The organism is Brevundimonas olei (genome assembly GCF_037055245.1).
Taxonomy (GTDB): domain Bacteria; phylum Pseudomonadota; class Alphaproteobacteria; order Caulobacterales; family Caulobacteraceae; genus Brevundimonas; species Brevundimonas olei.
Window position 1 is genome coordinate 1,131,162 of record NZ_CP146369.1, and the last position, 12,582, is coordinate 1,143,743.

Here is a 12,582-nt window from a genome sequence, read left to right on the forward strand (position 1 = left end):
CCGAAGAGTATCGCGTGATGAAAGCTTCCCTGATTTCCGTCCTGGCCCTGTCGGCCGCCGCCGTCGTCGCGGGCGCCGCCTCGGCCCAGTCCGCCCGCGAGGTGGGCCAGGACCCCTATAGCGGCCTGCACTGGTCGGTGGTCGCGCCGCAGGGCGCCAGCTGGGCGCTGGAATGCGGGTTCCGGCCGGTGACCATTCGCGGCGTGCACATGAACCGCATCAGCCACACGGGCGCCGGTCGAATGGCGGGCCGCCTGCCGGGCGACAACGCGCGTTGCAAGGTGACCAAGACCGGGGGCGACGGCGCGGTCGGGCTGGCCGTGGTCAAGAACGGCGTGGCCACGGCGTCCGGCGCCAACGGCGAGGCGCCCGCCGTCGTGAACGTATTCTGATCTGAGACTGAAAAGAGGGGGGAGGGGATGAACGCATCGATCGCGGCGCTGGCCTATCTGGCGGCGGGGGTTCTGTTCATCCTCTCGCTCAGGGGACTGTCCAGTCCCGAGACCAGCCGCAGGGGCAATACGCTGGGCATGGTCGGCATGGCCCTGGCCGTCGGCGTCACCTTGCTGACGCTGGGGACCAGCGGGGCGCTGGACCCCCTGACCCTGGCCCTGATTGCGGGCGGGGTCGTGGTCGGCGGCGGCGCGGGCGCGGTGATCGCCAACCGCGTGCCGATGACGGCCATGCCGCAACTGGTTGCGGCGTTCCACTCCCTGGTCGGGCTGGCCGCCTGTCTGGTGGCGGTGGGGGCGGTCTATGCGCCCGACGCCTTCGGCATCATGACGGCGACGGGCGGGATAAAGACCCTGTCCATCGTCGAACTGAGCCTGGGCGTCGCCATCGGGGCCATCACCTTCACAGGTTCGGTCATCGCCTTCGCCAAGCTGGACGGGCGAATGAGCGGGGCGCCGATCCTTTTGCCCGCGCGGCACCTAATCAACATCGGCCTGGCTCTGGCCCTGGTCTTCCTGATCGGCGTCCTGATCGGGACGGGCGGGACGGCGGTCTGGGCCTTCTGGGGCGTGTTCGCCATCGCCCTGATCCTGGGCGCGACCCTGATCATCCCCATCGGCGGGGCGGACATGCCGGTGGTGGTGTCCATGCTGAACTCCTATTCCGGCTGGGCGGCGGCGGCCCTGGGCTTCACGCTGGAGAACATCGCCCTGATCATCACCGGCGCCCTGGTCGGGTCGTCGGGGGCCATCCTCAGCTACATCATGTGCAAGGGCATGAATCGCAGCTTCATCAGCGTCATCCTGGGCGGCTTCGGCGCCGAGGCGGGCGCGGCGGCGGGCGGCGGGGCGGTCGAGACGCGACCGGTCAAGCAGGGCTCGGCCGAGGACGCCGCCTTCATCATGAAGAACGCCTCCAAGGTCATCATCGTGCCCGGCTACGGCATGGCGGTGGCCCAGGCTCAGCACGCCCTTCGCGAAATGGCGGACAAGCTGAAAGAAGAGGGCGTCGAGGTGAAATACGCCATCCACCCCGTCGCGGGCCGGATGCCGGGGCACATGAACGTCCTGCTGGCCGAGGCCAACGTCCCCTATGACGAGGTGTTCGAGCTGGAGGACATCAACAGCGAATTCGCCTCGGCCGACGTGGCCTTCGTCATCGGCGCCAACGACGTGACCAATCCGGCCGCCAAGACCGATCCGCAGTCGCCTATCTACGGCATGCCGGTTCTGGACGTGGAGAAGGCCGGCACCGTCCTGTTCATCAAGCGGTCGATGGGCAGCGGTTACGCCGGGGTCGAGAACGAGCTCTTCTTCCGCGACAACACCATGATGCTGTTCGCCGACGCCAAGAAGATGGTTGAGGGGATCGTGAAGGCCCTTTGAGTTCGCGCACGAGAACCCATCGCGCCGTGGTGCGTTGGTTGCGACGCTCAACCTGAGCCGTGGAGAGATGATGACTGCATTCCAAGGACTGAAAACGGTCGTCCTGCTGGGCGCCCTTGCGGGACTGTCGGCCTGCGGCCAGGCGGACAAGACGGCTGAAAAGGCCGATGCCGCTCCGGCTGAGGCGCCCCAGGCGGCGCCCGAGGCCGCGCCTGTGGCGGGCGGCGCGCCGACGATCGACCAGATGATGGGGGTGCAGGTCGCCTATCTGGAATCCAAGCTGGGCCCGGCCCGCACGGTTCAGGACAAGGAACGCACCTATGAGATCGGCGACTGCACGGTCCGCGTCAGCGCTGACGGCGGCGAGGTCGTCGGCTACGCCGTGCCGATGACGCCGGCCTGTTCGACCCAGGCCCTGGCGGCGCTGAAGGACTATGACCTGCCGCAGAAGATCGACCTGACGATGGGCGAGTTCGCGGCGGCGCGCGGCAACGTCGATTTCAAGGCCGACTGCCTTACCCTGTGCGGCAATGCGGCCGATCCCTGGGTCCATCTGGAGAGCGCCGGCCCGCGCGCCTTCCCAGGTATCCGCGCCTCGGCCGTGATGGTCAGCGACGCCACCATCGACGCCTCCTTCCGCATCCGCGACGCCATCAAGGCGGCCAAGGGCGAGGACTACGTCATCGACACGACCTTCAACTGCAGCGCCGACTTCGACCAGCTGGCGATCCGCGAACTGAAGACCGTCCGCATCGACGAGATCGAGGTCGGCTACGTCCCCTACGGCGGGTGCTGAGGGGGAGGCGGTGAAGCACGGCGCGGTTCTGCGCGTCGGGGCGGCGCTGGCGGCGGTCGCCGCCGCCCTGGCCGCCTGTTCGGCGATGATTCCGGTGAACATCAGCGGCGACCTGGAGCAGCCGATCGCGACCTTCGGCGTCGATCCCGCAAGGCCCGAGAAGGCCTGTCTGGGCGGCCTGGCCGTGCATGAGCGGTCGGACGCAATGATGCGTCCGGTCTGGTCGATCGAGGCGCGCGGTCGCGACTGCCGGGGCCTGAGGCAGGTGGTCTACGGCGAGACGCCCGAGGGGTTCGAGACGACGGTGGAGGCTGCGCCGCTGAAGCCCGGCGTGCGCTACGCCGTGGTCGGATACGGCTTGACCGGCGGGCCGCTGAGCCGCGTGCCCTGGCGTGGCGGAGACGAAGTGATGTTCGAGGGCGGACGCTGGCGCCTCGTCCCGCCGCAGCAGCGCGGCCCGCACATGGACGCCGAGGGCGAAGCAGCCCACTAGCGGCCGGATGGAAGGCGCGGATTTCACGCTCGAGGAGGTTGTCGAGAGCCTGGGGTTGCGGCCTCTGGGCGACGGCGGCTGGGGTCGTCTCATGGGCGCCGGGACGAGCGAGCCGGGCGAGACGGTCGGGGCCTATCGCCTGCTGACCCCCGATGCGCCGTCCGACTGGCGCGCGATTGAGGTCGAGGAGCTGTGGACCGCCTATATGGGCGCGCCGCTGGAGGTCGAACTGGCCACTGAGACGGGCGTGCGACGCGAAACCCTGGCGGCCGGATCGGGCCTGTGGGTCACCATCTCGCCGGGCGGCTGGCTGCGAACGCGGGCGGTCGGCGGGTGGTGTCTGGCGGGACGGATCGGGACGGAGCAGAGCCGCCACGGATGAGGCTTTCCCGTCGGCGGGACACGAAACGCCGCTATTCCTGATAGGCTTGCTGACGGCGGCGAAGAGACTATAGCGGATTCATGCGCACCTTCCTGATCGCCGCCTCCGCCCTGCTGTCCGCCTGCGCCCTGGCGCCGCTGGCCGCCGCCCAGACGCCCGTCCAGCCGGTCGACCTGCTGCTGACCTCGGCCACGGTGGTCGACGTCGAGAAGGGGACGACGACGCCGGATCAACTGGTGGCCGTGCGCGGCGGCGACATCGTGGCTGTAGGCCCGGAGGGCGAGGCGGGCCGCTATCAGGCCGCGCGCACCCAGGATCTGGGAGACCGCTACGTCATGCCGGGCCTGTGGGACATGCACGTCCACTTCGGCGGCGGCGAAGCCCTGATCGAGGAGAACGCCGAGCTGATGCCGCTGTTCGTGATCAACGGCGTCGTCGCCGTGCGCGACGCGGCGGGCGATCTGGCGCAGCAGGTGCTGGACTGGCGCGCGTCGCCGCCGACCGCCGATGCGCCGCGCATCTTCACCTCCGGCCCCAAGATCGAGGGCATCGCCCCCGTCTGGAAGGGCGTGATCGAGACGGGCAGCGAGGCGGACGTGGACGCTGCCCTGGACCGGCTGCAGGCCCTGCGCGTCGACTTCGTCAAGATCACCGACAACACCCTGAAGCCGGAGCTTTTCCTCTACGCCGTGCGTGAGGCGAAGAAGCGGGGCATGAAGACTTCGGCCCACATCCCCGCCAGCATCACGGTGCTGGAGGCCGCCGAGGCGGGCCTGTCGTCGATCGAGCACCTCGACTACGCCATGAAGGCCGGTTCGCGTGACGAGGCCGCCATCGCCGCCGACTATCTGGCGGGCAAATACACCTACGCCCAGACCATGCGCCGTTACGCCGACACCTTCGACGTGGAGACGGCGCACCGGGTCTATGCGCGGCTGGCGGAGCTGGGCACGGCGGTGTCGCCGACGCTCTACGGTTCGACCACTCTTGCGAACCTGGATCTGGACGACCATTCGCATGACGAGGGCCTGGCCTATGTCGGTCCGGGCATCCGGGCGACCTATGACTGGCGTATCCAGCGCGCGGCTCAGGCCACGCCGCAGCAGGTCGAGGACCGTCATTTCGTCAAGGACGTCACCGCGCGCACCCTGCCTATGCTGCGCGATGCGGGCGTGACCATTCTGACCGGGACGGACGCGGGCTTCCTCAACTCGTTCAACTATCCGGGCTTCTCGCTGCACGATGAGTTGGAGCTCTATGTGAAGCTGGGCCTGACGCCGCGTGAAGCGCTGATGGGGTCGGTCGTGGACGGGCCGCGCTTCCTGAACCAGGGCGAACGTTACGGCGCCGTGGCGGCGGGCAAGTCGGCTGACCTGCTGGTGCTGGAGGCCGATCCCCTGAAGGACGTCAGCGCCACGCGCGACGCCGAGGCGGTGGTGTTGCGCGGCCGCCTGATCGATGCGGCGGAACTGGAGCGGATGCGCGCCGAGATCCGCGCTCGGGTCGCGGCGCGCAACGCCAGCTTTACGCCTTCGCCAGCGTCCTGACCTTGAAGGCGACCCAGATCAGCAGCAGGCCGAACAACACGGCCCACGCCGCGATCAGCCACAGCAGGCCCAGGGCGCCCGCCCCCGGCATGAAGACCAGGATCAGGCCGAAGATCACGGACAGGGCGCCGGCGGCGCCCAGGCTCCACTCATTGGCGATCTCGTTGCGCAGGCGAATGGCGCCGACGATTTCGAGCACGCCGCGCAGGATCGACCAGAAGCCGATCAGATAGACCAGGACCAGGGCCGTCAGTCCCGGCCAGGCGAAGGCGACTCCGGCGGCCAGGATGCTGACCACGCCGCCCAGCGCCAACCACCAGCGCGGCGCGAAGCCGCCGCCCCGGATCGCCGCGATCAGGGCCAGAACCCCGTCGGCCAGGGCGTAAATCCCATAGACCAGGATCAGGGACACAAGGCTGATCTGCGGCCAGATGAAGGTCAGGACGCCGAAGGCCACGGCGGCGATCCCGCGCAACAGCAGCAGCCACCAGGATCGATGCAGGGCGGATTTCACGAGGCCTTCCAGCGAAGGCGCGGCGGTGTTGGACGAGGACATGTTTGCAGCTCCCCTTCGGCGTGGCGGCGTACGGCCACGCTGGGCCAACGCGGCTGCGCGGGGGAGGGTTCCCTGATCCGCCCTCCTGCTCAGCCCTGGCCTCAGGCCGCCGCGCGCCAGTCCGAGCGGGCGTTGAACGGCGGGGTGTGGAACTCGTCCCACAGGGCGTCCTCGTTGGTGTAGCGGCTGGTCGATGCGCTGATGACGTCCACCACCTGCTCCTCCTGACGGTCCCAGATGACGGCCAGGTCGCTCTCGGTTTCGCACGGCACGATCATGTAGCGATCGGCGAAGGTCTTGCGGGCGGGCTTCTGGACGGTGGGGGTGCGGACGAAGGCCATGGTGAAACTCCTGATGCGAAAGGCGTCGCCTCTTGCTGACAGGATGAATATGAGACAGCATTACGCCAGTTTCGGACGTATATCTGTGGAGAAGACATCTTGCGGCACGACAAGGCGGCCATGGTCATCGATCTGGCGCGGGGCATGGCGGCCAGCGCCGAGGGGCTGACGCTGAACGAGATGGCCGCTCAGCTGAACGTCGGCCGCCGCACGGCCGAGCGGATGCGCGACGCCGTGCTGATGCTGTTTCCGCAGGTCGAGGAGGTGTCCGACCCGCCGACCAAGCGCTGGCGCATCCGGGGCGGGCTGTCGGCCTTCGAGCAGGCCCCCACGGCGACCGAGATGCTGGAGCTGACCAAGGCGGCGGCCGGACACCGCGCGGCGGGCGAACCGGCGCGGGCGGCGGCGTTGGAAAGCCTTGAGCGCAAGGTGAAGGCAGCGATGCGCTCGACCACCCTGAACCGCATGGCGCCGGATCTTGAGGCCTTGGTCCGGGCCGAGACCATCGCCGTCCAGGCCGGGCCGCGCCCCAGCGCGGACGAGACGGTGCTGGCCGAAATCCGTGGGGCGGTGCTGGCGGAGCGGCCGCTGAACTTCATCTACGCCCGGCCCGGCGCCGAGGCTCGCACTCGCACCATGACGCCGTGCGGCCTGATGTTCGGCCGGGCCAACTATCTGGTGGCTGCCGACCGCGAGAGCGGGCGCATACAGACCTTCCGTCTGGACCGGATGAGCGCGGTCGAGGCGGGCGAAGGCACGGCGCGCCCGCCTGAAGACTTTGACCTGGGGGCCTTCGCCAGCCAGTCCTTCGGCATCTATCAGGACGAGATCGAAGAGGTCGCCCTGCGCATTGCGCCCGAAGGCGCGGACGAGGCGCGCGGCTGGCGCTGGCATCCCACCCAGACGATCGAGGATCAGGCCGACGGCTCGGTCGTGGTGCGGTTCCGCGCCTCGGGGATGCGCGAACTGGCCTGGCACCTGTTCACCTGGGGCGAGCAGGCGACCATCCTGGGACCGGACCGGCTGAAGGCCGTGATGGCCGAGGCGCTCGCGGCGGCGGGCCGCGCCCTCGAACGGGCGTAAAGCTGAGCAAACCGTAAGGTGACGGGCCGGGTTCGGCCCTCTTAAGCTGCGCCGTTCACTGTGGGAGACTGCTCTTCGTGCGTCTGAAAGTCCTGTCCACGGCGGCCGTTGCAGCCGCCATCCTGCTGACCGCCTGCGCCGCGACGCCGGCGCCCGGCCCCTGGAATGTCGAGGCGGCGCCGCAGGTGACGGTGACGCGTGAGGACGGGGGGCTGACGGTCGACTATGTCTTCAACCGCGACGCCGTGGTCTGGGCCTTCATGGATTCGGCGCTGATCTCCGACGTGCGCAAGCCGTGGCGGCCGCGCCAGTGGACGGTCGAGACGCCCGGCGTGGTGATGGAGCGACGCGGCCACTACGACATCATCCGCAGCACGGACGGCGGTCCCGTGCCGCGCCATGTTCGCTTCAGCGTGACGCCCCAGGCGGTCGAGCTGGAGGCGGAATACAAGACGCTGGTCTTCTCGGACGGGGCGGTGGCGTTGCCGACGCGGCAGATGGACGTCTTCGCCCTGGGCTCGCCCGAGGCGGCGGAGGCGATGCCGGCGGACCTGAACGGAGTCGATCTGGACGGCGGGGCCTCGCGCGTGACCTGGCGCGACCTGGACGGACCGGTGCTGTTCAACGGCGAGCGCCACGCCGAACTGACGACGACGGGCGAGCGGTCCTATGTCCTTCTGGGGCAGGCGCGGGTGACGCCCGGCGAGGGGCTGACCACCGTCATGGACCCCAATCTGCCGCCGTGGATCGGCGAGAAAATCCGCGACTTCGCCCCGCGCGTGGGAGAGTTCTACCTGCAACGCCTGGGACGACCCGGCTCGGGCGGGGACAACCCCGTCGTCATGGTGTCGTGGAACGGCCCGACCGAGCGGATGACCAGCATGGGCGGCAGCGTCCTGCCCGGCCTGATCGTCATGTCGTTCGAGGGGACCGGCGTGACCCGGCCGACGGCGGAGATGGAGCGGGTGTCGCGCTGGTTCATCGGCCATGAGAGCGCGCACTTCTGGCTGGGCCAGACGGTGCGTTACGAGTTCGCGCGCGACGCCTGGATCACCGAGGGCGGAGCCGATCTGATGGCGGTGCGGGCGCTGAAGACGCTGGACCCGACCTATGACGATCGCAAGGCCCTGCAGGAAGAGGTCGACGACTGCGTGATCCTGAGTCAGGGGCGCCGCGTGGCCGAGGCGGGCGGACGCGGTGAGCACCGCGCCTATTACGCCTGCGGCGCCGTCTTCGCCATGACGGCCGAGGGCGCGCAGAAGCGGCGCGACGGCGGCGACTGGTTCGGCTTCCTGAGGCCCTTGCTGGACGCCAACCGCAGGGACGGGGTGCTGACCCGCGCCGAATGGCTGAACGCCCTGACGCGGGTGTCGGGCGATCCGACGCTGGCGGCCGACATCGGGCGGATGCTGGATCAGGGCGCGGCTGATCCCGTCGCCGAGATCGCCAGTCTGTTCCGGCGGACGGGCGTGCCGCATCGGGTCGAAGGCGGAAGCGTCATCCTGATGAATTGATCCGGCTCAAGGCGCCGAACGGCGGTTTGTGCGTTGATGGCGCATAGTCTCAAGCAGGAGGCGCGCCATGCCCTGGACCAGTCTGATCGTCTATGTTGATGATGAAGTCGACAACCCCGCCCGCCTGACCGAGGCTTGCGCCCTGGCGAAGGCGCACGGGGCGCGGCTGATCGGAGTGTCGGGCTGCGCGCCCGAGACGCCCGTGGCCGACGCCTATGGGGCGGGCATACTGCTGGGCGAGGTGATCGCGGCCCAGCAGGCGCGCAACGAAGCCATGTTGAAGACCGCCAGGCAACGGTTCGTCGCCGCCGTCGATACGGCGCAGGTGGCGGGCGAGTGGCGCGGGGATATCGGCGATCCCACGGGGCTGACCTTGCGGCACATGCGGGCGGCGGACGCGGTCCTGGTCGGGCGTGACGCAGGCGGGGCCAGCGCCTGGCGGGCGCCGCACCCGGCGGATCTGGCCATGCGCTCGGGGCGGCCAGTGGTGGTCCTGCCGCCCGATCCGATCCGTTCGATGGTCGATGCGCCGGCGCTGCTGGCCTGGACCGATACGCGCGAGAGCCGCCTGGCGGCGCAGGCGGCCCTGCCTCTGCTGAAGCGCGCCGCCGGGGTTCGCGTGGTCGAGATGTGTCATCCTGAAGACACGGACGGGGCCGGGCTGCGGACGCAGGACGTCGTGCGCTGGTTGGCGGGGCACGGCGTGGCGGCCGAACCGGACGTGCGCGTCCACGACGACCGTATGCACGGCCTGCGCCTCATCGACTGCGCCGAGGAGATGCAGGCGGGGCTGATCGTGGCCGGCGCCTGGGGCCACGCGCGGATGCGACAATGGATTTTCGGCGGCGTGACGCAGACCCTGCTGACCGAGACGCCCGTGGCCGTGATGCTGGCTCATTAATTCCCTTCTCCCACAAGGGGAGAAGAAGAGCTACGCGAATGGATACGGGCTGACCGACTTGGACCAGTCGTCGACCGTCAGCGCTCTCCCGACCGGCGGAGCGGCGCGCTCGGCGCAGGGGTGGCGCTCGCACAATCGGCAGGCCGGGCCGATGGGCGTGACCTCGGGCTTCTGCAGATCCAGGCCGCGCGCATAGATCAGGCGATGGGCGTGGCGCAGTTCGCAGCCCAGGCCGATGGCGAGGTCCTGACCTTCGGTGAAGGCGTCCTGGCCCTGGCGGTCGACGGTCCGAGCCAGGGTGAACCAGCGGCCGCCATCGGGCGTCTCGATGATCTGGGTGACGATGCGGCCCGGCGTGCGGAAGGCCGAGTGCAGCCGCCAGCGCGGGCAGGCCCCGCCGAAGCGCGAGAAGGGAAAGGCGCCCGAGGCGTAGCGCTTGGACACATTACCCGCCTGATCCACTCGCATCAGGAAGAAGGGCACGCCCCGCGCCGTCGGCCGCGACAGGGTGGTCAGCCGGTGCGCGACCTGTTCGAAGCCGACGCCGAAGCGGGCCTGCAGTCGGGCCAGGTCATAGCCGGTCTCTTCCGCCGTGCGCTGGAAGGCGGCGTAGGGCATGAGGACGGCGGCGGCCAGGGTGTTAGTCAGGGACGCCTTCAGCAGATTGCGCGTGGGGGCGTCGGGCGCATTCGCCGCCTCGGTCAGGGCCTGAAGCTCCGACCCATGCTCCATCAGAACCAGCTGGTTGGCGACGGCGAAGGCGCGCGACGACGGCCCCAGCGCATCTGACAATAGCAGTCGCCCCCGGTGCGGGTCGAAGCGACGGGTCCACTCGACCATGACCTCGGCGGGCAGGGTGCGGACCGTCAGGCCGTGGCGGGCGAACAGGCGCGCGCGGGCTAGGGCCTCGAAGCCTTCGTCGGGGGCGGGGGCTTCGGCGCGCAGGGCGTCGTGCAGCGCTTCGCCCAGCGCGTCGAGGTCGGGGAAATGGTTGTGTCGCGCCTGGACATATTCGCGCACCCATTCGGAGGGGCTGTCGGTCGGGGCGGCGCCGCCGCCGGCCTCGACCTCGGCGCGGTCGCGCACCCGGCGGTCGGTGAAGGCGCGGTAGAGGCGCAGCACGGCGTCGGCGGTAGCGGGCTGATCCTCGGCCAGTTGCATGATCTCGTGGCGCGGCACGGCCAGACCCTGAAACAGGGGATCGGCGAAGACCTCGGACAGTTCGGCCTCCGACGCCGGGCCGCCGGACTGGCCGAGGTTGCGAAGGTCGACGTCATAGGTCTCGGCCAGACGCAGCAGGAGCTGGGCCGAGACGGGGCGCTGGTTGCGCTCGATATGGTTCAGATAGGAGGGCGAGACGCCCAGGTCCGCCGCCATCGCCGTCTGCGACAGGTCGAGGTCGCGCCGCAGCCGCTTGAGGCGGCCGCCCAGGAACAGCTTGCGATCAGCGGCGGCGTTCATGGCGCGATCATGTCACATCATGACTTCATAGCAAGTGTCATGATGTGACTGTTTGACTTGAATGATGTGGCTATGGATGTGTCAATCGTGACGATGACGTGTTCAGGTTTCCGGGACAGCGGCTGCGGTCGCGCCTTATCGAGACCGAGACGAACATGACGACCTTCGCCGATCTGGTTCCTTCGCCCGCCGGCCGTTTTGACGGCATCGAGCGCCCTTACTCGCCTGAGGACGTCCTGCGTCTGCGCGGCTCGGTGCCGGTCACCCATACGCTGGCCGAGCGCGGCGCCAATTGCCTGTGGGAACTGCTGCATTCCGAGCCCTACATCAACGCCCTGGGCGCCGTGACCGGCAATCAGGCGATGCAGATGGTCCGCGCGGGCCTGAAGGCTATCTATCTGTCGGGCTGGCAGGTCGCGGCCGACGCCAATACGGCCGGCGCCATGTACCCGGACCAGTCGCTGTATCCGGCCAACGCCGCGCCGGAGCTGTGCCGCCGCATCAACCGCACCTTGCAGCGCGCCGACCAGATCGAGCACGCCGAGGGCGGCGCCAAGCGCGACTGGTTCGCCCCCATCGTCGCCGACGCCGAGGCCGGTTTCGGCGGGCCGCTGAACAGCTTCGAGATCATGAAGGCCTTCATCGAGGCGGGGGCCGCCGGCGTCCACTTCGAGGACCAGCTGGCCAGCGAGAAGAAGTGCGGCCACCTGGGCGGCAAGGTGCTGATCCCGACCCAGGCGCACGAGCGCAACCTGATCGCGGCGCGTCTGGCGGCTGACGTCTGCGGCACGCCGACCCTGACGGTGGCGCGCACGGATGCGGAGTCGGCCCAGCTGATCACCTCGGACATCGACGAGCGGGATCACCCCTTCATCGACCGCGAGAACCGCACGCCGGAGGGCTTCTATCGCCTGAAGCCGGGCACGGGTCTGGACCACTGCATCGCGCGCGGCCTGTCCTACGCCAAATACGCCGACCTGCTGTGGTGGGAGACGTCCCACCCCGACCTGGACGACGCGAAGAAGTTCGCCGAGGCCGTTCAGAAAGAGCACCCGGGCAAGCTGATGGCCTACAACTGCTCGCCCTCGTTCAACTGGGAAGCCAAGCTGGACAAGGACACCATCGCCAAGTTCCAGCGCGAGCTGGGGGCCATGGGCTACAAGTTCCAGTTCGTGACGCTGGCGGGCTTCCACAGCCTGAACAACGGCATGTTCGAGCTGGCCTCGGGCTATCGCGATCGCGGCATGGCGGCCTATTCGGAGCTGCAACAGCGCGAGTTCGCCAATGAGGCGGCCGGCTACACCGCCACGCGCCACCAGCGCGAAGTCGGCACCGGCTATTTCGACGACGTCGCCACGGTCATCTCTTCGGGCCAGTCCTCGACCACGGCCCTGAAGGACTCGACCGAGACGGCCCAGTTCCACGCAGCCTGATTACAGGAGATGAACTCATGGAGCCTTTGACCCGACCGCAGGCCATCATCGACTTCTGTCTGGCCCCGCTGGGGCTCGACGGATCGGGCGAGGCCGAACGCGAGACCCGCCGTCGCCTGGAGCATGTCATCAAGACCTTCCAGACCAAGACCGCCCGGCCGGTGAGCGTGGACTTCTCGTCCATGCCCAGCCAGGTCATCAATGAAGCGGCGCACGGCTACGAATAGGCGGGGCGCC

General features: G+C 69.2%; 14 protein-coding genes. 11 read left to right on the forward strand and 3 right to left on the reverse strand.

The window, feature by feature from the left end:
• Positions 1–17 precede the first annotated feature (17 nt).
• The 6 genes from V8J38_RS05440 to V8J38_RS05465 all read left to right on the forward strand — a co-directional run bounded on the left by V8J38_RS05440 (position 18) and on the right by V8J38_RS05465 (position 5,056).
• On the forward strand, positions 18–392 hold the full coding sequence (locus tag V8J38_RS05440) for a hypothetical protein (protein WP_291777091.1): 375 nt from the start codon (positions 18–20) through the stop codon (positions 390–392).
• Positions 393–419: 27 nt separating this feature from the next.
• Positions 420–1,838 (forward strand): NAD(P)(+) transhydrogenase (Re/Si-specific) subunit beta, encoded by a 1,419-nt coding sequence (locus V8J38_RS05445; RefSeq protein WP_338578203.1) that lies wholly within the window; start codon positions 420–422, stop codon positions 1,836–1,838.
• 70 nt (positions 1,839–1,908) lie between these two features.
• Positions 1,909–2,634, forward strand: coding sequence for a hypothetical protein (locus V8J38_RS05450; RefSeq protein ID WP_338578204.1), 726 nt, complete (start codon positions 1,909–1,911; stop codon positions 2,632–2,634).
• 10 nt (positions 2,635–2,644) lie between these two features.
• Positions 2,645–3,127, forward strand: coding sequence for a hypothetical protein (locus tag V8J38_RS05455; protein WP_338578205.1), 483 nt, complete (start codon positions 2,645–2,647; stop codon positions 3,125–3,127).
• A gap of 7 nt (positions 3,128–3,134) precedes the next feature.
• Positions 3,135–3,509, forward strand: coding sequence for a cupin domain-containing protein (locus V8J38_RS05460; RefSeq protein ID WP_338578206.1), 375 nt, complete (start codon positions 3,135–3,137; stop codon positions 3,507–3,509).
• Positions 3,510–3,589: 80 nt separating this feature from the next.
• Positions 3,590–5,056, forward strand: a complete 1,467-nt coding sequence (locus V8J38_RS05465) for an amidohydrolase family protein (RefSeq protein ID WP_338578207.1) — start codon at positions 3,590–3,592, stop codon at positions 5,054–5,056.
• On the opposite strand, the gene V8J38_RS05470 is transcribed toward V8J38_RS05465, so the two are convergent.
• The gene (locus V8J38_RS05470) at positions 5,034–5,612 is read right to left on the reverse strand and encodes an HdeD family acid-resistance protein (protein ID WP_338578208.1); all 579 of its coding nucleotides are present in this window, start codon (positions 5,610–5,612) and stop codon (positions 5,034–5,036) included. The genes V8J38_RS05465 and V8J38_RS05470 overlap by 23 nt on opposite strands.
• A gap of 101 nt (positions 5,613–5,713) precedes the next feature.
• Positions 5,714–5,953, reverse strand: a complete 240-nt coding sequence (locus tag V8J38_RS05475; RefSeq protein ID WP_123154955.1) for a hypothetical protein — start codon at positions 5,951–5,953, stop codon at positions 5,714–5,716.
• Between the two features lie 99 nt (positions 5,954–6,052).
• Here V8J38_RS05475 and V8J38_RS05480 point away from each other — a divergent pair, with 99 nt between their 5' ends.
• From V8J38_RS05480 to V8J38_RS05490, 3 genes are all read left to right on the forward strand, one after another.
• Complete coding sequence (locus V8J38_RS05480) at positions 6,053–7,036, forward strand: helix-turn-helix transcriptional regulator (protein WP_422388319.1); 984 nt, start codon at positions 6,053–6,055, stop codon at positions 7,034–7,036.
• 77 nt (positions 7,037–7,113) lie between these two features.
• Complete coding sequence (locus V8J38_RS05485; RefSeq protein WP_338578209.1) at positions 7,114–8,550, forward strand: hypothetical protein; 1,437 nt, start codon at positions 7,114–7,116, stop codon at positions 8,548–8,550.
• A gap of 67 nt (positions 8,551–8,617) precedes the next feature.
• Entirely contained in the window at positions 8,618–9,451 is an 834-nt protein-coding gene (locus V8J38_RS05490) for a hypothetical protein (RefSeq protein ID WP_338578210.1), read from the forward strand.
• A 30-nt stretch (positions 9,452–9,481) separates the two neighbouring features.
• On the opposite strand, the gene V8J38_RS05495 is transcribed toward V8J38_RS05490, so the two are convergent.
• A complete protein-coding gene (locus V8J38_RS05495; RefSeq protein WP_338578211.1) occupies positions 9,482–10,912 on the reverse strand; it encodes a helix-turn-helix domain-containing protein in 1,431 nt (476 codons plus the stop codon).
• Between the two features lie 155 nt (positions 10,913–11,067).
• Between V8J38_RS05495 and aceA the strand changes: the two genes are divergently transcribed.
• Positions 11,068–12,345 (forward strand): isocitrate lyase, encoded by a 1,278-nt coding sequence (gene aceA, locus V8J38_RS05500; protein ID WP_338578212.1) that lies wholly within the window; start codon positions 11,068–11,070, stop codon positions 12,343–12,345.
• A gap of 17 nt (positions 12,346–12,362) precedes the next feature.
• A complete protein-coding gene (locus tag V8J38_RS05505) occupies positions 12,363–12,572 on the forward strand; it encodes a hypothetical protein (protein ID WP_338578213.1) in 210 nt (69 codons plus the stop codon).
• Positions 12,573–12,582: the final 10 nt, after the last annotated feature.

Excerpts from the sequence above, each read along its gene's own strand:
- V8J38_RS05440 (WP_291777091.1), top strand. The coding sequence starts at position 18 with ATGAAAGCTTCCCTGATTTCCGTCCTGGCCCTGTCGGCCGCCGCCGTC.
- V8J38_RS05445 (WP_338578203.1), top strand. The coding sequence starts at position 420 with ATGAACGCATCGATCGCGGCGCTGGCCTATCTGGCGGCGGGGGTTCTG.
- V8J38_RS05450 (WP_338578204.1), top strand. The coding sequence starts at position 1,909 with ATGACTGCATTCCAAGGACTGAAAACGGTCGTCCTGCTGGGCGCCCTT.
- V8J38_RS05460 (WP_338578206.1), top strand. The coding sequence starts at position 3,135 with ATGGAAGGCGCGGATTTCACGCTCGAGGAGGTTGTCGAGAGCCTGGGG.
- V8J38_RS05465 (WP_338578207.1), top strand. The coding sequence starts at position 3,590 with ATGCGCACCTTCCTGATCGCCGCCTCCGCCCTGCTGTCCGCCTGCGCC.
- V8J38_RS05470 (WP_338578208.1), bottom strand. The coding sequence starts at position 5,612 with ATGTCCTCGTCCAACACCGCCGCGCCTTCGCTGGAAGGCCTCGTGAAA.
- V8J38_RS05475 (WP_123154955.1), bottom strand. The coding sequence starts at position 5,953 with ATGGCCTTCGTCCGCACCCCCACCGTCCAGAAGCCCGCCCGCAAGACC.
- V8J38_RS05490 (WP_338578210.1), top strand. The coding sequence starts at position 8,618 with ATGCCCTGGACCAGTCTGATCGTCTATGTTGATGATGAAGTCGACAAC.
- V8J38_RS05495 (WP_338578211.1), bottom strand. The coding sequence starts at position 10,912 with ATGAACGCCGCCGCTGATCGCAAGCTGTTCCTGGGCGGCCGCCTCAAG.
- aceA (WP_338578212.1), top strand. The coding sequence starts at position 11,068 with ATGACGACCTTCGCCGATCTGGTTCCTTCGCCCGCCGGCCGTTTTGAC.
- V8J38_RS05505 (WP_338578213.1), top strand. The coding sequence starts at position 12,363 with ATGGAGCCTTTGACCCGACCGCAGGCCATCATCGACTTCTGTCTGGCC.